At 43.1% G+C, this 22,340-nt stretch carries 13 protein-coding genes; 7 read left to right on the top strand and 6 right to left on the bottom strand.

Translation table 11 applies throughout. From position 1 onward, the window contains the following. Positions 1 to 115: 115 nt before the first annotated feature. From CDG79_RS20375 to CDG79_RS20360, 4 genes are all read left to right on the top strand, one after another. On the top strand, positions 116 to 1,558 hold the full coding sequence (locus CDG79_RS20375) for an NHLP bacteriocin system secretion protein (protein ID WP_094343738.1): 1,443 nt from the start codon (positions 116 to 118) through the stop codon (positions 1,556 to 1,558). 2 nt (positions 1,559 to 1,560) lie between these two features. Further along, complete coding sequence (locus CDG79_RS20370) at positions 1,561 to 3,804, top strand: NHLP family bacteriocin export ABC transporter peptidase/permease/ATPase subunit (protein ID WP_094343737.1); 2,244 nt, start codon at positions 1,561 to 1,563, stop codon at positions 3,802 to 3,804. A 247-nt stretch (positions 3,805 to 4,051) separates the two neighbouring features. Further along, complete coding sequence (locus tag CDG79_RS20365; RefSeq protein WP_094343736.1) at positions 4,052 to 6,979, top strand: NHLP bacteriocin export ABC transporter permease/ATPase subunit; 2,928 nt, start codon at positions 4,052 to 4,054, stop codon at positions 6,977 to 6,979. Positions 6,980 to 7,004: 25 nt separating this feature from the next. Continuing rightward, entirely contained in the window at positions 7,005 to 7,601 is a 597-nt protein-coding gene (locus CDG79_RS20360; RefSeq protein WP_094343735.1) for a DUF3455 domain-containing protein, read from the top strand. 560 nt (positions 7,602 to 8,161) lie between these two features. On the opposite strand, the gene CDG79_RS20355 is transcribed toward CDG79_RS20360, so the two are convergent. Together CDG79_RS20355 and CDG79_RS20350 are read right to left on the bottom strand one after the other, a co-directional pair. Continuing rightward, positions 8,162 to 8,854 (bottom strand): response regulator transcription factor, encoded by a 693-nt coding sequence (locus CDG79_RS20355; protein ID WP_094343734.1) that lies wholly within the window; start codon positions 8,852 to 8,854, stop codon positions 8,162 to 8,164. 126 nt (positions 8,855 to 8,980) lie between these two features. Further along, positions 8,981 to 10,081 carry an ATP-binding response regulator gene (locus CDG79_RS20350; RefSeq protein ID WP_094343733.1) on the bottom strand — a complete coding sequence of 367 codons (1,101 nt, stop codon included), beginning with the start codon at positions 10,079 to 10,081 and terminating at the stop codon, positions 8,981 to 8,983. Positions 10,082 to 10,959: 878 nt separating this feature from the next. Here CDG79_RS20350 and CDG79_RS20345 point away from each other — a divergent pair. Together CDG79_RS20345 and CDG79_RS20340 are read left to right on the top strand one after the other, a co-directional pair. Beyond that, positions 10,960 to 14,250 (top strand): ATP-binding protein, encoded by a 3,291-nt coding sequence (locus CDG79_RS20345; RefSeq protein WP_094343732.1) that lies wholly within the window; start codon positions 10,960 to 10,962, stop codon positions 14,248 to 14,250. A 116-nt stretch (positions 14,251 to 14,366) separates the two neighbouring features. Then, positions 14,367 to 15,107, top strand: coding sequence for a dienelactone hydrolase family protein (locus CDG79_RS20340; RefSeq protein WP_094343731.1), 741 nt, complete (start codon positions 14,367 to 14,369; stop codon positions 15,105 to 15,107). 19 nt (positions 15,108 to 15,126) lie between these two features. On the opposite strand, the gene CDG79_RS20335 is transcribed toward CDG79_RS20340, so the two are convergent. Genes CDG79_RS20335 through CDG79_RS41170 form a run of 4 tightly spaced genes read right to left on the bottom strand, consistent with a single transcriptional unit; the run spans position 15,127 to position 19,059 of the window. Continuing rightward, positions 15,127 to 16,086 (bottom strand): N-acetylglucosamine kinase, encoded by a 960-nt coding sequence (locus CDG79_RS20335; RefSeq protein WP_094343730.1) that lies wholly within the window; start codon positions 16,084 to 16,086, stop codon positions 15,127 to 15,129. A gap of 14 nt (positions 16,087 to 16,100) precedes the next feature. Next, positions 16,101 to 17,372, bottom strand: a complete 1,272-nt coding sequence (locus CDG79_RS20330; RefSeq protein ID WP_094343729.1) for an MFS transporter — start codon at positions 17,370 to 17,372, stop codon at positions 16,101 to 16,103. Between the two features lie 30 nt (positions 17,373 to 17,402). Continuing rightward, the gene (locus tag CDG79_RS20325; protein ID WP_094343744.1) at positions 17,403 to 18,665 is read right to left on the bottom strand and encodes a glutathionylspermidine synthase family protein; all 1,263 of its coding nucleotides are present in this window, start codon (positions 18,663 to 18,665) and stop codon (positions 17,403 to 17,405) included. A 7-nt stretch (positions 18,666 to 18,672) separates the two neighbouring features. After that, a complete protein-coding gene (locus CDG79_RS41170) occupies positions 18,673 to 19,059 on the bottom strand; it encodes a hypothetical protein (RefSeq protein ID WP_143855525.1) in 387 nt (128 codons plus the stop codon). 186 nt (positions 19,060 to 19,245) lie between these two features. Between CDG79_RS41170 and CDG79_RS20320 the strand changes: the two genes are divergently transcribed. Then, positions 19,246 to 22,257, top strand: a complete 3,012-nt coding sequence (locus CDG79_RS20320) for a valine--tRNA ligase (protein ID WP_094343728.1) — start codon at positions 19,246 to 19,248, stop codon at positions 22,255 to 22,257. The last annotated feature ends 83 nt before the right edge of the window (positions 22,258 to 22,340 follow it).

Genomic DNA, 22,340 nt, shown 5'->3' with positions numbered 1-22,340 from the left:
TGGGGTAAATTTACTCTTTATCTCTATCTCTGTTGTTTTTAACTTCTAATTTTATAGTCCCCAGTCGCCAGTCCCTATCTTATATACAAATTTCTACAAATTGAATGGAGTCAGTATGGTGACGACCAACAAAAACAATCTATTTCGTAAAGAAGCACTCGATCGCTTATCCTCTCCAGAGCGGCTCGATCAACTCATGCAGGTGGTTCAACCAAAGAAGTGGATTCCGTTGGTTGCGATGGGATCTCTAATTGCCGTTGGACTTACTTGGAGTGTTTTTGGTCGCATTCCCATTACCGTAGCCGGACAAGGCGTAGTGGTGTTTCCTAGCAAAGTCGTTGGATTCCAGTCTCCTAGTTCTGGGCAGATTCTTATGCTCTTTGTTCGCACAGGTGATGAGGTGAAGAAAGGACAGGTACTAGCGACAATCGACCAAACTGAACTTCAAGATAAGTTGAAACTTGCACGAGTCAAGCTTGCTCAACTTCAAGAACAAGACAAAAATGCCAATTCTCTGCAACTTCAGCGAACGGTTTTAGATAAGGGTGCGATCGGGCAACAACGTCAGGCGCTCCTGCAAACTTTAAAAACAACCCAATCCCTAACGCCAATTCTCAGAAGTAAAGGTCTGGAGTCGATTCAGCAAGAGCGTCAGAGCTTACAGGAACAGTTGCAGACAACGCGAGATTTAATACCCACTTTCAAAGAACGATTTGAAATTCGCCAAAAGTTACGCCAAGAAGGAGCAGTTTCGAGTGATACCGTTCTTCAGGCGCAACAGGAATTTCTCAATAGCAAAACTAGAATCAATGAAATCGAATCGCAACTCAAACAACTTAATGTTAGAGAAGCTGATGCAGAACGAGAATTCTTAGCAAATATAAATTCAACTAAAGAACTACAAGCTCAGTTAGCAGTACTAGATAGTAAATTTGCCGGGCAAGCAGAACAAGATTTAAGTATTTCTACTAATCGGAAAAAAGAAATTCAAGACACGCAGCGAGCGATCGCAGAATTAAGATTAGAAATAAAAGCAAACAGCCAGGTTACTAGCAATTTCAATGGACGAGTTTTAGAACTTTCTGCCGTTCCTGGACAAACCCTCGAAAAAGGCTCTCGCATTGGCACAATCGAAGCTAGAGACTCCGGGAATAAGTTAGTCGGGGTGGCATTTTTCCCGGTCAGCGAAGGCAAAAAGATTCAAAAGGGGATGGAATTGCAAGTCACTCCTTCTACCGTTAAACGAGAACGCTTTGGTGGCATTATCGGGAAAGTCACAAGTATTTCTGCCTTTCCGGTTAGTAAAGAGAGCGCATCGAGCGTTGTCGGCGGCTTGGAAGTTTTGCAAGGATTAACCACAGAAGGGGCACAAATTCAAGTTTTCGCAGAACTTCAGCCAGATCCATCGACTAAAACCCGTTTTCGGTGGTCGTCGTCTAAAGGGCCAGATAGTCAAATTACATCTGGAACCACCACCTCAGTGCGTGTGAAAGTGGATGAACAATCCCCGATTTCCTTTGTATTTCCGATTCTGCGATCGTGGAGTGGAATGTATTGATTATGCGGCAAATTCAATCACAAATTGGGCGTAGATTTAAAAAAATTCAACGGCTGATCAGCCGTCCCGATCGCCGCCGTCGGACTCCTACCCTCTTACAAATGGAGGCAGTGGAATGCGGTGCAGCCGCACTGGGGATTATTTTAGGCTACTACGATCGCATTGTCCCCCTTGCAGAACTCCGCCAAGCCTGTGGTGTTTCACGGGATGGCAGTAAAGCATCTAATATTCTCAATGCGGCTCGCAGCTATGGATTGCAGGCAAAAGGCTTTAAGGTCGATTTGGCTGGGTTACGCAAACTGCAATGTCCTTATATTGTCTTTTGGAATTTCAACCATTTTCTGATAGTTGAAGGATTTGCCAAAGACAAAGTTTATCTTAACGATCCTGCCACCGGGCCGCGTACAGTTTCCCTGCCAGAATTCGATCAGTCTTTTACTGGGGTAGTGTTAATTGGTGAACCAAGTGCAGAGTTCCAGCCAGGAGGACGGAAACCGAGCCTGACATTATCCTTATGGGATCGATTGCAGAGTTCTCTGGGAGCGCTGATTTATTGTGTAATCGCCGGCTTGCTGTTAGTGATTCCCGGATTAGCCATCCCTGCATTCTCCCAAGCCTTTGTCGATAATGTCTTAATTGAAGGCAGAAGTGATTGGTTGCGGCCGTTAATTTTAGGGATGATCCTCACAGCCATATTAAATGGTTTTTTAACATTGCTTCAGCTGCAATTTCTGCGACGCATGAAAATTAAGCTAGCTGTGGGGATGTCTAGCCGATTCTTGTGGCATATTTTGCGGCTACCAGTGAGTTTTTACGATCAGCGATTTGCCGGAGAAATTAGCAGCCGTGTTCGCCTCAACGATAGTTTGGCAAATCTGCTTTCAGGAAGATTAGCGACAACAGTTATTTCCGGCTTCACCGTTGTCTTTTATGCTTTAGTGATGCTGCAATATGATGTCGTTCTCACTGCGATCGGCATTGCTTTTGTCATCATCAATGTCAGCGTCTGGCGATGGGTTTCCCGGCAGCGTGTCGATGCCAACTTGCGATTAATGCAAGAACAAGGCAAAGTGAGCGGGGTAGCGATTTCTGGACTGCAAAGTATGGAAACGCTCAAAGCATCAGGGCTAGAGTCAGAATTCTTTTCCCGGTGGGCAGGTTATTACGCTAAAGCCATCAATGCCCGCCAAGAAATGGATACAACTAATCAAAACCTGGGTGTGTTGCCGTCATTTCTCACCTCTATTACATCCATGCTTTTGCTCGCGGTGGGAGGGCTACGGGTAATGGATGGCGTACTCAGTATTGGGATGCTCATTGCCTTTCAAGCCTTAATGCAAAGATTTCTAGAGCCTGTAAATAATCTGGTGAGTTTAGCGGGTGAACTCCAAGAAATGGAAGGCAATTTGGGTCGATTGGATGATGTGTTACGCAATGCGATCGACCCGGCTGTAGAGCAAAACATAAGTGCATCAACAACTCAACTACCTGCCGCAAACGTTCGACTTCAGGGTTATGTTGAACTCCATAACATCACCTTTGGCTATAACCGCTCTGCACCTCCCTTGATTGAAAATCTCAGTCTTTCACTTAAACCCGGTCAACGAGTCGCTTTAGTGGGTGGTAGTGGTTCGGGTAAGTCAACCGTTGCCAAGCTGGTGTGTGGATTATACGAAGAGTGGGCGGGAGAGATTTTATTTGATGGTAAACCCAGAAAACATATTCCGCGATCGATTCTCACTAATTCAATTGCCCTAGTTGAGCAAGATATCTCGCTATTTGCAGGCAGTGTCCGCGACAATCTCACCCTTTGGGATTCGACTGTTCCTTTTAGTAACTTGGTTCGCGCTTGTAAAGATGCTGCTATTCAGGATGTAGTACTTTCCATGCCTGGAGGTTATAACGCTGACCTCGCAGAAGGGGCATCTAATTTGAGTGGTGGGCAGCGACAGCGATTAGAAATTGCCCGCACCTTAGTAAATAATCCGGCAATTTTGGTGATGGATGAAGCGACCAGTGCGCTTGATGCTGAGGCAGAAAAAACGATCGATCAGAAACTCCGGGAGCGTGGCTGTACTTGTGTAATTGTGGCGCATCGGTTAAGCACAATTCGGGATTGTGACGAAATTATTGTCTTCGATCGCGGCAAGGTGGTGCAACGGGGTAGCCATGAGGAATTACAGCAGGTTGAAGGTAAGTATTTGCAATTGATTCGCAGTGAAGGGGAAGCACTCCAAGAGGCGTAATTTTTAATTCTGCATGAAGATGCACAAAACTATATGAGGAACGAACCGCAAAGGAAGAGAAGAAAGAAATGCTTATGTATTGTGATAACTCATACCAATTCTTTGTAGAAACTGCACCAAATTTTCTTAAATTCTTCTTCCTTTGCGTTCTTTGCGTCCTTCTCTAACGAGACGCTGCGCGAACGCGGTTCGTTAAAAATTACCCATTATAAAAAACTTGTATTAATTTTATGGAGCAGGAATATATATGTTAGATCAAATTCGGATTGCCAGGTTGCCGGGAGAGTATTATCAGTTTAAAGGCAATGAACCAATTATTCTTAACGATCCAGAGACGATTTGGGTGGTGAAATCAGGTTCATTGGCGGTGTTTGCCATTCCGATGAAAGAAGGAATTGCTGAAGGAAGTCGCCGCTATTTATTTACAACCCGAACCAGACAGGCAATGTTTGGCATCGTCAGCGATTCCCTGCCGATGCCGTATCAACTTCTGGCGGTGTCCATTGAAGAAACGGAACTTCTAAAAGTCTCAATCAAAGATTTTCAGAAATTTCTCGCTGATGGCAATGACGAAGCCCTAACTTTAATTGAGGGATGGATTGAGCAACTAGGATTGGTGCTGTCTTCTGTTACTCCACATGCACTACCGTTTCAAGAAGAAGGGATGCGCTATTTCTCACTCAGCAATGGTCAGATTTTTCAACCACAACGGGAGCTTGTATCCTGGGTGCAAATTCAGCGTGGGTACGCGATTTGGATGGGGTTTGAGGAACTGTTAGTCACGCCTCAATCAGGATTGTTGCCGTTGAGTGCAGATATGTGGTTTCAAGCTGAAGATCCAGTCGAGTTGGAAACCTTAAATACGGCTGAGATTGAGGATGCTAATATTCTGTTTCGGGGGCTTTTTCAACTGCAAGTCTATTTTCTACAAAGCCTTTTTCTTCTAGAAAAGCAGGAAAAAGCGGTAGAATTAAACCGATTTAAGGAACGACAACACCTCAACGATCGCGTAATGAAGGAGACGCTGGGCGAGTTAGCCTCGTTGCTGCAATCTCCGCAAATTACCGCTTCTGCTCAAATTGAAGCCAATGATTTTGACCAAGCGTTGCTCATTGCTGCGGGTGCTGTGGGGCGGACTTTGGGTGTGACGATTCGACCGCCAGCCAAGTCTGAAGACCTGAAACGAGTTCAAGATCCGCTACAAGCGATCGCTCGGGCTTCTCGTTTACGAACCCGAATAATTGTTTTGCAGGGTCAATGGTGGAAGAAGGATTGCGGTGCTATGCTGGCTTACACGATGGAAGATAACCATCCGGTGGCGCTGTTGCCTGTATCTGATACGCACTATGAGATTTTTGATCCAATTGAGCGATCGCGCACTCCAGTTAATGCTAAAAGTGCGATTAAACTGGCGCTCACTGGGTATACGTTCTATCGCCCATTACCTGATAAAGTCCTCACCACCCTCGATTTACTAAAATTTGCTCTCCAAGGACATTACAAAGAATTGCTGATTGTCTTGGCTGCGGGGATGGCGACAAGTTTATTAGGAATGATTGTCCCCCAAGCTATGGCCATCTTGATTGATAGTGCGATTCCTGATGCCAATCGCGGTTTATTAGTGCAAATTGCCTTAGCGCTGCTAGCAACTGCATTTGGTAGCACCTTGTTTCAACTTGCCCAAGGCTTTGCCATCATGCGGGTAGAAACCTTTGCTGATGCTTCCACCCAAGCAGCAGTCTGGGATCGATTATTGAACCTGAAAGCATCATTCTTCCGCCAGTACTCAACTGGAGACTTGAATTCACGGGTAAGCGCCATTAGCCAAATCCGCCAAAAACTTAGTAGCACGGTTCTCAGAAGTATTTTCACTAGTTTGTTCGCGTTTCTGAATTTAGGACTGCTTTTTTACTACAACGGTTCGCTGGCGTTAATTGCCACTCTGGTTGCTTTTGTCAACATTACTATTACTCTGGTTTCGGGAATTTATACTCTGCGGAAGGTTCGTCCCTTACTAGAGTTACAAGGACAACTCTCAGGGGTGATGGTGCAGTTAATCAACGGCGTTAGCAAATTGCGAGTCGCCGGCGCAGAAGCTCGCGCCTTTGCTTTTTGGGGAAAACAGTATAGTCAGCAAATCAAATGGATGCTGAGTACTCAAGGCATTGAAGATGCTCTAGCTGTAATTAATAAAATCTTGCCTGTATTGACTACAGCAATCCTCTTCTGGTTTGCCAGCAGTTTACTTCAGCAAGCTAATTCCCAAGAAAGCGGTTTATCTACAGGTGTATTTTTAGCATTTAATGCGGCATTTGGCACATTTATCGGTGGAGCTACCAGTCTCAGCAGCACGATTATAGATGTTTTGCAAGTGGTTCCTTTGTGGGAACGAGCGCTGCCAATTCTGGAATCCAAACCGGAAGTTGACTCTGAAAAAAGCGATCCAGGTCGGCTTTCTGGGCGAGTGGTTGTGGATCGGGTGATTTTCCGGTATCGAGATGACGGGCCATTAACATTGGATGATGTTAGCATCCATGCGGAACCTGGCGAATTTATCGCTTTTGTTGGAGCTTCGGGGAGTGGAAAATCAACGCTGTTCCGATTATTACTAGGATTTGATGTCCCGGAATCTGGCACAATTTACTACGACGGACAAGATTTAGCAGGGCTGGATATTCATGCAGTGCGTCGTCAACTAGGCGTTGTGATGCAAAATAGCCGCTTGACATCTGCCTCCATATTTGAAAATATCGCCAGTGGCGCAACGATCTCGATGGATGAAGCGTGGGAAGCTGCGCGGATGGCTGGCTTTGCTGAGGATGTCGAATCGATGCCAATGGGAATGCACACGGTAATTAGTGAAGGGGGAACTAATATATCTGGAGGACAACGGCAGCGATTATTGATTGCCCGATCGCTAGTATTAAAACCCAAAATCTTGTTGTTTGATGAAGCTACCAGTGCCCTAGATAACCGCACCCAAGCGATTGTCAGTCAAAGTTTAGAGCGTTTGAAGGTAACACGAATTGCGATCGCTCACCGTCTGAGTACCATTCGCAACGCCAATCGCATCTATGTGTTCGAGAATGGTCGTGTAGTCCAAGAAGGCAGCTTCAATCAACTCTCAAATCAACCAGGATTGTTTGCCCAACTGATGGCGCGACAAAAGCTTTAAAAGGAAAAATGAAGGAGGAACTATTATGCCACCTACTTTTTATAAAATTATTCCGATTAATTGTAGCATCGTTTTTTCACTGCTGATGTTGAGTGGGTGTGGTGTTTCGAGCAAAACTGCGATCGCAGGAACTATGGAGTCTCCCCAACCCATAGCAGATGTGGCTGCAATCCCTGATAGTATAAAAGTTCCAAATGGTGAGCAACTTCTTTTGAAAGCATCTGCCAAGGGTTCACAAATCTATATCTGCAAACCGAAATCAGAATCACCTGAGCAGTATGAGTGGACGTTTAAGGCTCCTGATGCCGTGTTGCTGAATGAGCAAGGGCAAGATTTGGGCAAGCATTATGCAGGCCCAACCTGGGAAGCCAAAGACGGTAGCAAAGTTGTGGGAAAGTTGAAATCTAAGGCAGATGCACCACAAGAAGATGCCATTCCCTGGCTATTATTAAAGGCCCAATCTCATGAGGGAAATGGTATTTTCCGCCAAGTCAATTGGATTCAACGAATTAATACAGTTGGTGGAAAAGCTCCTGTTAAAGGGTGTGACAAATCATCTCAAAACCAAGAAATTCCCGTGAATTATACGGCTGATTACCTATTTTATAATATTAAACAATAAATATTAATAAACAAGGGGCTTATGCCAGGGTGTTGACTTTGATGAGATTTACCCATTTTTTATTCATACAGTTTTGGTGTCATCATCGGTGAAGCAAATTAAATGAGTAATAAGTAACAAGTAATGAGTAATATAGGAATCCGGTTTGATTTATGAAAATATCCGTAGGATGTGTTAGCACGGAGAGTACGGCATCAAACCCTTGATAAGAGTGCGTTACGAACTCCGTTCTAACACAACGCCAGTTGCTACAACGGATAGCGCAGCGTTAGCGAGTTTGCGAGCGTCGGGAACCTCCGCAACGCACTGGCTCCTCTACAATACCTAATTTCGTTCAAAAATCAAATAGTAATCCTATAGGTATTTACTCATTACTCACAACTTCATACTCATTACTTAAAGAACGCGAAAAATAACTTTTCCCACTGCAAATTTTACTCGGCAAGGATTGGAAAGGATTGTGCATGAATTTTTAACCCCTGAAAAGGTATAAAATCAACACCCTAGGCTTATGCCCCTTGTTGAGATGTTTTTATAATAATTGTTCATCGCTCTCCGGTTTATTCTGGTAGCTTCCCGGCTAGTTTCTTTTCTTGATTGAGAGCAGAATTTGCATAGATAGCAAGTTGCGATCTATTTTTGAGATTGAGGCGGCTTAAAATACTCGTCACATGAGTTTTTACCGTTCCTTCTGTGATATAAAGTTGTTGAGCAATTTCGCGGTTCGTTGCGCCAACACCTATTAAACATAAAACCTCTTGTTCTCGTGCGGTAATTTCTGATGGCTTTGATGAAGAGGAATTTTGGCTAGTTGAAGCTGCTTGTGTAACTAAAAGTTTATCAAATAACCCCGGCCCAAATTGAGTATAGCCAGAATGACCAAAGCGAATTGCATCTGCTAGCTCACTTGAAGGCATATCTTTAAGCAAATATCCTTTTGCACCTGCACGCATTGCCCCTGTTAGATAAGAATCATCATCAAATGTACTCAAGACGAGAACTTTAATATTAGGAAAGTTTTGCATAATCAGTTTTGTTGCAGTTCGCCCATCCATTTCTGGCATCCGAATATCCATTAGCACCACATCGGGCTGGAGTTCTGCAACAAGCTCTAGAGCAACTTTACCATTTTCAGCATCACCGACTACCTCCAAATCAGGTTCCTGTTCTAGCATTGCTTTCAGTCCCTGACGAATGAGGCTCTGATCGTCAACGATTAACAGGCGAATAGGAGAGGATTTATCATTTTTCATGGTAATTATCTCTTTCTGGTTTTGATGAACGATCGCATAGATATCTTCAAAAATGAATGAAGCATTACCTGAAACCCTTGCAGAAACGTTACAATATGTAACGTCTTTACATTCCTTCCCCAATGCTTAATCTCTGGGAAAGTTAGCAACAATTCGACAACCAGCACCCGGTTTACTGACAACTTCTAGCTGGGCATTTACTGTAACCGTTCGTTCTCGCATTCCCTGGAGTCCATATCCTGCTACAGAGCGATCGCATTGAAAGCCTTTGCCGTTATCTTGGAGTATCAACGATAGCCCCGCCGCCGTTGTTTGAATTTTGATTTGCACCGCTGTAGCATTGGCGTGTTTATAAATATTGGTTAGCCCTTCCTGGATAATGCGGTATACAACATGATTTACTGAATCGGAAAGCGGTTGTGATAAATCAATTTTGCAGTATGGTAAGACATCGGTGAGGTGATAGAATTCCTCTGCAAGGTTAGCGATCGCATTTTCGAGCAATTGTCCGTGGAGTGGATCTGAGCGAATTGCCGAAACTGATTCCCGCACATCTTGCAGAGCTTCGGAACCCAATTTTTTCGCTTCTAATAAAAACGATCGCGCTCGATTGGGATCGGTTTCCCAAAGGGTTAGTGCTGTTTCCATTTGCACATTTAGCGCTACTAGGGAATGTCCTAGAGAGTCGTGGATGTCACGCGCAATCCGATTGCGTTCTTCTAGCGCCACCATTTCCTCGATGCGTTGATTCAGCGCCCTCTGATGATTGAGCGATCGCCTCAGTTCTGCTTCTGTCTCCTGCAAGCGCCGATTTTGCTCCTGGAGTTGCAGTTGTAAGCGGCAAAGTTTCAGTTGATGCTCCATCCGCGCAACCACCTCTTCAATCTGAAAAGGTTTGTTAATAAAATCAACGCCTCCAACCGAAAAGGCTTTCACTTTATCAAATACCTCATTTAAAGCACTAATAAAAATGACGGGAATCTCTTGTGTTTGAGGATTCGATTTGAGGTGCTGACATACCTCATAGCCGTTCATTCCGGGCATAGTAATATCCAGCAAAATCAAATCTGGAGGTTGAGCTTGTATGCCAATCAACGCCATAGAACCATTAGTAACACTCCTAACTTCGTATCCTTGCTCGGTAAGCATTGCTGATAGGAGGCGAAGATTATCTAGGGTGTCATCAACGATGAGAATATCTCCCTTGGCTGATTGGCTTAATTCCATACTTCTCAAAGGGCTAAGAGAGTTGTTGATTATCAAGCTACTGATAATGTATTGTACAGAAATTGTGGATTATAAGTGATGCTAAATTCCATCTGTGTAACAAATCTATTGATGATATTTGTTATTTCAAAAGCGCTGCTAAATTTACATTTATTTATAGCGGTTATCGATTGGATGAGAACACCAAAGTCCTTGCTGTCAAATCATTTCAGCAAAGTTTTTGTATCTCACTGAACTGCACACCGCTATATATAGTTGGCTTAATATAGGAATCCGGTTTGATTTGGAGAAAATATCCGTAGGATGTGTTAGCACGGAGAGTACGGCATCAAACCCTTGATAATAGTGCGTTACGAACTCCGTTCTAACACAACGCCAGTTGCTACAACGGAGGGAACCTCCGCAACGCACTGGCTCCTCTACAATACGTAATTTCGTTCAAAAATCAAATAGTAATCCTATATCCGTCTACCTACTTTAGTTATTTTTGTTAGTAGTAATTAAAAAGAAATTGAGTACGTAAAATTTTTTTATTTTAATTGCTTTAAATAATTATTTCACAATTGTAAATCAAGTTACAACCTTCTTTTTATCTGTTTTTTAGCTTGATTGTCCCAAATTAGCTCAGTACAACCCAGCTACGCCTAGTGTCTGCTAAAGCAAAAAGCCTTAGGAGATTCTGAAGTTGTTAAGAGAGTGATAAATTCTAACTCTCACATAATTAAGTTGTGTATTCTTTGTCAATATTACCCTCTTGGGTAATATCATCTAAGACAGTTAATCTTTTATAATTATGCAAATAAAATTCACAAAAATTAAGAAGCTTCTGTGTAAATATTCGTACCCCAACATTGCTATTTAATTTCAGGAGTTTGGATATGCATCCTCTCACCCTTCAAGTTTCAAAACTGACTAAAAATGTGCAGTTGCGCCATATTCTTGTAGTGCCGTTTATACTGCAAATTTCTTTAGCCGTAGGGCTAACCGGGTGGCTATCCATACACAATGGGCAACGGGCAGTCAATGAAGTTGCAATTCAACTCCGAAATGAAATCACGGCTCGAATCCAGCAGTACTTACAAATATATGTTGAAACGCCTCATAAAATCAATCAACTAAATGCTAATGCCATTCAACTGGGTGAAGTTAATATCCAAAAATTATCAACATTAGAACAACACCTTTGGTATCAACTGAAGACCTTTGACACGGTGACAGCAGTTTACGTTGGGTCAGAATATGGAGAACACGTTGCGGTTGAAAGAGCAGATGATGGACAGTTTCAGGTGAAACTTTCAGGCAAGTCCACTGGGAATGAAATTCGGATTTATGCCGCAGATCGACCGGGACATTACACTAAACTTTTAAGATCCAAGCCTAATTACGATCCGCGAACTCGTCCCTGGTATGAATCGGCAGTTAAGTCTAAAAAGGCTAATTGGGGTGGAATTTATAGACTGTTTGCCACGCCAAAATATGTACTAAATGCCAGCTTACCCATTTACGATCGAGGCGACAATTTGCTAGGCGTTACTGCTGTCGATTTTTCACTGACTGGGATTAGTCAATATCTGCGGAGTCTAAAAATCGGGCGCACGGGCGAAACTTTCATCCTAGAACGCCGCACAGGATTGCTGGTTGGCAGTTCTACCACTCAACAACCCTACGTAATTAAAAATCCCACAGATCCAATCACAGCGCAGAATCCGGTTCGAGTTCAGGCGATCGCAAGTAACGATCCTTTGACGCGACACACTGCTGAATATTTGCAGCAACACTTCAGAGACTTAACCCAGATTATCGAAAAACAACAACTAGATTTTGACATTGAGGGTCAACGGCAATTTTTACAGATTGTCCCAATGAAGAATCAGCAGGGGTTGGACTGGCTAATCGTCGTGGTTGTGCCAGAACGGGATTTCATGGATCAAATCAATACGAATACTCGTTCCACAATTGTGCTTTGTCTGGTTGCGTTTGCACTCGCAACCGGATTTGGCATTCTGACGGCTGGCTGGATTACACAGCCAATTCTCCAACTAGGAAGTACAGCCAAAGCGATCGCCGCCGGAAACTTAGACCAGAAGGTTTCTGTGAACAGTACAACCGAGCTAAACTCTTTGGCAGAGTCTTTTAACCTTATGGCCCATCAGTTGCGTGAGTCCTTTCTAGCTTTAGCCCGAACCAACGAGGAATTAGAAAGCCGAGTCACGCAACGCACCACAGAACTTGGAGAGAAAAATACCCAACTTCAACGGGAAATTCGCGTTAGCGAAGCTGCCCAAAGGGGTCGCCAAAAAGTAGAAGCAGCACTAAAAACATCCGAAGCAGAACTCCGATTAATGTTCGCTGCCATGACTGATATGGTAGTGGTTTTTGATGCAGAGGGTCGTTACCAAAAGTATGTACAAACGAAGTATGTGCTAACCCAATCCTTCGCTTATAAACCTGATATAGATCGCATTGGCAAAAAAGTTGATGAAGTTTTACCAAAAGACATCGCCAATTTAATACTCGATGCCATTCAGCAAGCGTTGCATCTAAAAGAAGAACCCAGAAACGCTGATGGCAGCCGCAAGAATGTTTTTGTTGAATACCACTTATCCAACAAGAACCGAGAAACTTGGTTTTTAGCTAGTGTTTCGCCATTATCTGACAATACAGTACTTTGGGTTGCTCGCGATATCACCAAGCTGAAAAAAACCGAAGCCGCCCTCAAACAAGCCAAAGAAACCGCAGATGCTGCCAACCTTGCCAAAAGCCAGTTTCTCTCCAACATGAGCCACGAACTGCGGACTCCTCTTAACATCATCCTTGGCTTTACTCAACTGCTGCTGCGAAATCCATCGCTCGACTCACAGCAACAGGAATATCTTGACACGATCAACCGCAGTGGCGAAGACCTACTGACCTTAATCAATGATGTGTTGGAAATGTCCAAAATTGAAGCAGGTCGAGTTATTCTCAGCGAAACAAATTTTGACCTCTACGGGCTTTTGGATCGACTGCAACAGATGTTTGCATTGAAAGCGCGATCGAGAGGGTTACAACTCATTTTGGAGCGATCGCCAGCGATTCCCCAATACATCTGTGCTGACGAAAGTAAATTACGCCAAGTTTTGGTTAATCTATTAGGAAACGCCATAAAGTTTACCAAGATTGGTCAAGTAACTTTGCGGGTAGAAACTCTGAACCAAAACATCACACCGAATGAACCCATCACCCTGAACTTCAGCGTCGAAGATACGGGTTGCGGCATTGCTAACTCTGACTTTAATCGCCTATTTGAGCCATTTGTCCAAACAGAGGCGGGACAAAAAGCTCAGGAAGGGACTGGACTGGGATTACCCATCAGCCAGCGATTTGTGCGGCTGATGGGCGGAGATATCAGTGTGAATAGCACGCTAGGAAAAGGTTCAATTTTTCTCTTTGAGATCCGAACTTGTGCAGTAATTATGGATACCTTGCCAACACCTGCACCAAATCGGCAAGTTATCGGTTTAGAAAAGGGACAACCCAGCTATCGCATTCTGATTGTTGAGGATAAACTAGAAAATCGCCAGCTATTGGTTGAGTTATTAACCCCCATTGGCTTTGAGGTGCGGGAGGCAGTAAATGGTCAAGCTGCGATCGACCTTTGGCAAACCTGCTCGCCTAACCTCATCTGGATGGATCTGCGGATGCCAATTATGAACGGATTTGAGGCAACCAAACATATTAAAGCAGCAGGCGCTCAAGCGCCAGTGATTATCGCCTTGACTGGAAGTGCGTTTGAAGAAGACCGCTTAACAGCCATGTCTGTAGGCTTTGATGACTTTGTGCGAAAGCCATTTCGGACTACTGTAATTTTTGAAAAGATGGCTGAATATTTGGGTGTTCGTTATGTTTATGCTGATGAACTAGAAAATCAGGAAAAAGCATCTTGGCCTTCTAAGACTTCATCCTTCACACCTGATTTATTAACAGTTGCAGATTTAAGCGTCATGCCCAGCGACTGGATCGAGCAACTGCATCAGGCAGCGCTTAGAATAAATGCTAAGGAAGTTCTGATGCTGATTAAGCAAATTCCTGAGCAGCACGATCGCCTTATCAAGGCACTAACCAATCTCGTAGACTGCTTCTGCTTTGAAGAAATTATTGCATTAAGGACTACCAAAAAAAGTAAATGATCCAAAAAGGTAGATGTGCAATGACCAATGACCAAATTGGGAATTGAGGATATCCTGATGCTGGAAAAACTTCGAGTATTTTTTAATGACAGCTAGCGGAACACGGAGACAAAAAAGTGCAAATCACTAAGCGCAACGTTGAGTTAAGAGTAGATGGCAGCTTAATGCGTGTTTACGTTGCGGCTCCCAAAGCAGCAGGAAAATATCCTGGTATTGTCTTCTACAGTGATATTTATCAGTTAGGTGATGCCATAACTCGTCTAGCTAACTACTTAGCAGGATACGGCTATGTAGTAGCAGCCCCAGAAATTTTTCACCGAATTGAGCCAGTTGGTTTAGTAATTGAGCCAGACGATCTTGGACGGATGCGGGGAAATGACAATGCTCGTCGAACCTCCGTAGCGGATTATGATGCCGATTGCCTTGCTGTGATTGAATTTCTGAAAGGAGAGACTGCGGTTTCTCCAAATCAAATAGGCACTCTCGGCTTTTGTATTGGTGGACATTTAGCTTTCCGCGCCGCATTTCAAAGCGAAATTCGGGCTTGTGTCTGCTGTTACCCGACTGGTATTCCCAGTGGCAAACTGGGTAAAGAGGTAGCCGATACAATCCAGAGGGTAAGTGAAATCAAAGGTGAGATGCTAATGGTGTTTGGTACTCTCGATCCTCATATTCCAGAGAGCGATCGCAAAACCATAATAAAAGCAATCGAGAATGCTAACATACCTCATCAAGTTTTTTTGTATGAAGCAGAACATACATTCATGCGCGACGACGGTTATCGTTATGATTCTAGTCCTAGCACCTCTGCTTGGTCTGAAATAATAACTTTCTTAGAGCGCATATTTGCAGACTGAAAACGTTATTATTACTTTGTCAATTTTGAGTTGTCTGCAACGCTAATAAACCAGCACCATAAGCAGGCTCATACCTGGGAAAAATCACCTTTACTTTAGGAAACTTCTTAACAAGAGAGGCTGCAAACCTCTCATGGATCTTGCATCTACCGCGCCACACACTTCCTGTTGTGACTACTTCTAAAATAGAGTTAGAACTAAAAATTGCATCAATTACTGTAGATGTAGCTTTCACCAACTCTTTTACAGCATCATCAATTATGATATTCGCTACTATATCACCTGATGCTGCTGCAAAATCTACAATTGGTGCTAAAGCCGCAATCTTTTTAACTCCCCATCCTCGCCGATATATTAATTCTATTAAATCTTCTATACTTTCCAAATCAAGATGCTGTTTGAAACCCTCAATCAAACTCGTTGATTTTTCCCGTCCATCATCAGATTTTAATGCTGCATTCATCCCAGCGATCGCAATTTTATAAGCGCTACCTTCATCTCCTAAAATATAACCCCAGCCGCCGACTCGCTTAGTATGTCCCTGATTATTTCGCCCGAACACTATGGAACCAGTACCTGCTGCAACCACAATTCCTACAGGCTGACCAATTCCACCAACTAAAGCAATCAAAGCGTCGTTACAAATGACAATATTCGCTGGTTTTAATGCCCAAGTAATAGGTAAAAGTTTATTATTCTGCAACTCTTCAACTAAACCTTTGACTACTTCGATATCTGCTGCCCGACCTACACCGGCTAAACCCAGACATATAGCGTCAATCTTCAGGGTACTTGTAATTATTGCTGCCTTAACCGCATTCTGAATTGCTGATTGAATAGATTGTAAAGTTGCTTCGATACCTATACCCTGATAATTAGATGGGCCAGCTTCACCACGACCTAGCACTTGATGTAAATTATCCATCAAGACACAAACAGTCTTACTAGCGCCGCCATCTATTCCTAAAACATAACTCATTATCTGTAATAATATTAATTATTCTGACGCTTTGGTTCTTCTTTTAAAGGTATAAAAAAGATAGCAATCATCCCAGGAATTGTGAGCAAGCAGACCAAGACAAAAAATAATGGATAACCAAGTGCTTTTTGCAGATAACCGCTAATTAAACCTGGTAACATCATTCCTAAAGCCATAATGCCAGTGGATATGGCAAAATGAGAAGTTTTATATTCGCCTTGGCAAATATACATTAAATAAACACTAAAAGCGGTAAATCCAAAACCATACCCAAATTGCTCCAAGGAAACTAAGGGATATATTAATGTTAGCGAAGGTTTCGTATAAGCCATATACACGTAAAATATATCCGGCAAATTTAATGCCAAAGCCATAGGAAATAGACACTTTTTTAATCCATATTTAGAGATTAGCAAGCCTCCTAAAATTCCTCCACAAATTAGAGATATTACCCCAAATGTCCCGTAGACTAACCCAACATCTGACGTTGATAGCCCTAACCCTCCTACTTCTGGTTTATCCAATAAAAATAAAGAGGCTATCTTGACAAGCATTGCTTCACCAAGTCTGTAGAGCAAGATAAAGGCTAAAATACTGATAATTTTATCTTGAGCAAAATATGAGCTAATAATTGACCAAAAAGGTATATTTTCTCTAGCTTGTATTTGTAGGTGGTTATCTGATTCAGGTAAGGGTAAAATTAGGCGATGGGAAATAAACAGCATTGCTAAAATTAAAGCTGAGAATCCAATAGCAATTGTCCAGCTTAAAGGAATATTATTGAGAGATCCTTCAAGCTGACCTGCTAAGACTACTAATATCCCAGAGCCAAAGATTACAGCAAGCCGATAACAAAGTGAGCGAATGCCGACAAAAAATGCTTGTTGTTCTGGAGATAAGGCGAAGAGGTAGAAGCCATCTGTGGCAATGTCATAAGTTGCAGAAATAAATGCTCCTATTGTTAATGTTGCAAGGGAGATGAAAAAGAAATTTGGCAGTTGTAAGGAGAGAGCTATTAAGCCTAGACAAGCGAACATGGCAAATTGGGTATAAAGTATCCATTTGCGTTTGGTAGAGTAAATATCAACAATTGGGCCCCAAAACATTTTGATGACCCAAGGTAGATAGAGAAAGCTTGTCCAAAGGGCAATTTGGGCGTTATCGATTCCGAGTTTTTTGTAAAAGATTACGGAAACTGTGTTGATAATGACGTAAGGGATACCGGAGGTGAAATATAGGGTGGGTATGTATGTCCAGGGCGAAGGGGTGGTGGTTTGAGGTTTCATATTTGCCTCTAATTATCGATGCTATTAAAATTAGCATCCAATAGGACACCAATAGGATAAGTTATCTGTAATTTCCCCTTCAGAAAGACGCATTCCTACACCTCCAGATATAAATTTGTCATTACCATTGTTATATAGCCATGCTCCCCAAACCTGAGTCATTGACTTACCATCAATTTCTAGTTTAGGAAACTCTAATAACTCTTGATACACATAATTTTGTTGTGTATACCAAGGATCGTTATTACTACTACGCGCAGAGATATTTCCTGAATTAACTGCAAATCCTCCTTCACCTTCTCTTCCTAAAATAGGTTTAGCAAAGTATGAATTACCTATTTCTGTTGCACTCAGTGATGTTTTAGGAAAATATTCCCAGACTGTCCCAGCATCTTTCTCAGAAAAAAAGTCATATCCCAAATCTGTAATTAGGGCAAATACACTCTTTGGTTGCAGTGCAAAGGCAGAACCAAAGTTCACAATCACAATTTTATTCTCAAAAATTAGTTGTTCTAGAGCCGGCCATAATCTTTCACCTTTTTCATCAGTATCATGGATTAACCATTCCACTGGATACCACATAAAGAGGATATCTATTGGTTTTTTTGTTCTCTGGTCAAATAGATATTCACCATCTTTGATGCCAAGATATTCTAAGGGTAAAATGGCACTTTTGGACTCCAAATACTTGCTCAACCATCGCATAGTCCCTAAATCTTCGGCATTATTCAAAGCTGTAAATGCCACACGACAGTCTGTAATTGGTTTACCCAAATTTAATGCGGCTTTATTTATATGCTGATTGAGTGTTCTTGTTAAGATTTTTTGAGCATCTAAATCTGGTTGTTGCAATCCAAAATGTCTGGCAACTTTGTTATTGCCGTCCGTACACTCAAACCAAAAACTAGGAGTTTGGGGATTAGTTTCTACTACTTTTTTTATCCCCGCTTCTGGATTCCAGCACCAGTCAAGACGCATACAAAATGGTGCGAGGAAGTCATATTTAACTAACTTGATGGTATCTTCAGGAAATCCATAGTAAAGTAGTGTATCCTCATCAAGAGTGCGGATAATTCCCCACGCTTGGGTTAAAACACTACCGACTAATTCCGATGCTTGCCGGATTTCTTGTATCGTCTGTGGTAAAACTTGATGGCAATAATAAAGAGCGTAAGGTGTTTCTTGGTCAGTTAGAGGTATACCTGTTCCTTCTTCAATAGGAGCAAAGTTGTACCAACCCATTTTCATGGACTGAAATAGACGCTTTCGTTGAGGACTGTTGAAAATATTCATAATTCTCTTATCCACCCGCATGACCACCGCGACCAAAACTACCAAAACCACTACGACCCTTGGAAGAACCGCTGGAAGTACCGACCTCTGATGAATCACCAAAACTGCTTCTTCTAATGCTACTGCCACTAGAGTAACCGCTTGTGCCGCTTCTAATGCTACTGCCACTAGAGTAACCACTTGTGCCGCGACTATTGTTACTGCCACCGGAGTAACCGCTTGTGCCGCTACTATTAGATGAGGGTGAACAGTTATTGGGTTGTTGTTTAGGGTTCGGCGACGTTTTGGAGATGCAATCTGACTGTTTTGCTTCTGGGGTTGTCGCACAAGAAGCAAGTAACGATACAGTCATAACGAACACGATGAGTTGAAATAAACCTGGTTTCAATTTCATGAGTCTTTCTAAGCGAATATTACAGATGTCAGCTACGGAATTTACCAAGATAGCTACAAGGGTCAAGAATAGATTTCGCATTTCCAGATTTTTTAAGGGGTACACCCACGATTTCGAGAATTGCTAAACAAACCAGCCTCCAACCCTGTGGCAAAATTTATTAGAGTCCTTCCTTAGTTTTCCCGCATGACCGCAATTATTCCCAATCTCCCCAGTCTTTACGACCCTTTTTCCACTGAAGCCAAGTGGCAAAAATTCTGGGAAGACAACCAAGTTTACAAAGCTGACCCCAACAAAGGCGGCGAACCCTACTGCATCGTCATTCCACCGCCCAACGTCACCGGCAGCTTACACATGGGTCACGCATTTGAAAGTGCATTGATTGATACCCTCGTGCGCTACCACCGGATGCAGGGACGCAATACCCTATGGCTACCCGGAACTGACCACGCCAGCATTGCTGTGCATAGTATGCTGGAAAAGCAACTAAAAACAGAGGGTAAGACTCGCTACGAATTGGGGCGCGAGAAATTCTTAGAACGCGCTTGGCAATGGAAGGCGGAGTCTGAGGGAACGATTCTGAATCAGCTACGACGCTTGGGTGTCTCGGTGGACTGGTCGCGGGAAAGGTTTACGCTGGATGAGGGCTTATCCAAAGCTGTTGTGGAGGCGTTTACTCGCCTCTACGAGGAAGGCTTAATTTATCGTGGTGAATATTTAGTTAACTGGTGTCCCGCTTCTGGGTCGGCTGTATCTGATGTGGAAGTGGAAAATCAAGAAGTTAATGGCAATCTCTGGCACTTCCGCTATCCCCTCACCGATGGTTCCGGTTTTGTAGAGGTGGCGACAACTCGACCAGAAACTATGCTGGGCGATACGGCTGTAGCAGTTAATCCCAATGACGATCGCTACAAACATCTCATTGGTAAAACTCTAACTCTGCCCATTCTACAACGAGAAATTCCGATCATTGGCGATGAATTTGTTGACCCTACTTTCGGCACGGGTTGCGTAAAGGTGACTCCCGCCCATGACCCGAACGATTTTGACATGGGTAAGCGTCACAATCTGCCGTTAATCAACATTATGAACAAAGACGGCACTCTCAACGCCAATGCCGGGGAGTTTCAAGGACAAGACCGCTTTGTTGCTAGAAAAAATGTGGTTTCTCGCTTAGAGGCAGATGGCTTTTTGGTGAAGATAGAAGATTATAAGCATACCGTTCCCTACAGCGATCGCGGTAAAGTACCCATTGAACCCCTCCTCTCGACTCAGTGGTTCGTCAAAATTCGCCCCCTAGCTGACAACACTCTCGAATTCCTCGACCAGCAAACTTCCCCAGAGTTTGTCCCCCAACGCTGGACTAAGGTCTATCGTGATTGGCTAGTAAAACTCACTGATTGGTGTATCTCTCGGCAATTATGGTGGGGACACCGAATTCCTGCTTGGTACGCTGTCAGTGAAACAGGTGGACAAATTACTGATAATACGCCGTTTGTGGTAGCGAAATCAGAAACTGAAGCTTGGGAGAAAGCTAAATCACAATTTGGTGAAAATGTCCAACTAGAACAAGACCCAGATGTACTAGATACTTGGTTTTCTTCTGGACTATGGCCGTTTTCGACTTTGGGCTGGCCAGAACAAACTCAGGATTTAGCGACTTACTACCCAACTACCACTTTAGTGACAGGCTTTGACATCATCTTTTTCTGGGTAGCCAGAATGACCATGATGGCTAGTCATTTTACGGGGCAAATGCCTTTCCAAACGGTTTACATCCACGGCTTAGTGCTGGATGAGAAAGGTCAGAAGATGGGAAAGAGCAAAGGTAATGGCATTGACCCGTTGTTATTAATTGACAAATATGGTACGGATGCCCTGCGCTATACCCTAATTAGGGAAGTGGCTGGCGCTGGACAAAATATCCGCCTAGAATACGATCGCAAAAAGGATGAATCAGCATCTGTAGAAGCATCCCGCAACTTTACCAACAAGTTGTGGAATGCTGCCCGATTTGTGATGATGAATTTGGATGGACAAACACCGCAACAATTGGGGAACCCAGTTGCTACCGAATTGAGCGATCGCTGGATTCTCTCGCGGTATCATCAAGTTGTCAAACAAACCACTAATTACATCGATAATTACGGTTTAGGGGAAGCAGCCAAAGGACTCTATGAGTTTATTTGGGGTGATTTCTGCGATCAATATATTGAATTGGTAAAATCCAGATTGCAAGCAGATGTCGATCCCACATCGCAGAGGGTAGCACAGCAAACCCTTGGCTACGTTCTGGAGGGGATTATGAAACTGCTTCATCCTTTCATGCCTCATATTACCGAAGAAATTTGGCAAACTCTCACCCAACAATCAGCAGATTCCCCGCAAACTTTGTCATTGCAAATCTATCCGCAGGTGGATGCAAATTTAATTGATTCTGAATTAGAAGAACAGTTTGATTTGCTAATTGCTACTATCCGCACAATTCGGAATTTACGGGCTGAAGCGGATATTAAACCAGGGGTGAAAGTAACAGCGAATTTGCAAACTGAAAGCCAGAAGGAGCGGGAAATTCTCACTGCTGGACAGTCTTATATTAAAGATTTGGCTAAGGTTGAGACTTTAATTATTACTGACAAAGAAACAAGCCAAACTGTTGCTGTAAAAAAACCTCAGAGGGGTTTGAAGACAATTGGCTTAATTATCGTGGCCATTATCTTTGGTAGATTAGGTTTGGCTGCTGGAAATGCCATTAATGATATTCCCATCGTCGGAACTTTCTTTGAAATGGTTGGTTTTGGTTACACAGCTTGGTTTGTAAGCCAAAATTTACTAACTGCTCAATCGAGACTTAAGTTGTGGAGCCAGTTTTTCCCGCAGAGAGAATTAGAACAACCACAAGAATCAGAAAATGCGATGCCTGACGGCAAGTCGCAAAGCGTCTACGCAGGTGTAATTGGTACAATACAAGTGCTAATTCCTCTGAGCGGTGTGGTAGATATTGAAGCTGTGCGTGCCAAGCTAGAGAAAAGCTTGAGCAAAGCTGAAGCAGAAGTTCAGTCCCTCAGTACCAGATTAAACAATCCTAGCTTCGTAGACAGAGCTAGAGCCGATGTGGTACAAGGGGCGCGGGATACTTTAATAGAAGCACAGAAACAAGTGGAAATTTTGCGCGATCGCCTAAAGGCATTGTCGTAGGTATCGCCTGCATGGCTTAGGATAACTGTAATGGGTAATGGAAGTGTCAATAATTTCCAATTACCCATTAGCTATTACTCATT

Source organism: Nostoc sp. 'Peltigera membranacea cyanobiont' 232, from assembly GCF_002245985.1.
Taxonomy (GTDB): domain Bacteria; phylum Cyanobacteriota; class Cyanobacteriia; order Cyanobacteriales; family Nostocaceae; genus Nostoc.
The sequence above is the reverse complement of the archived record's forward strand: the minus strand, read 5'-3'. Positions and strand labels throughout refer to the sequence as shown.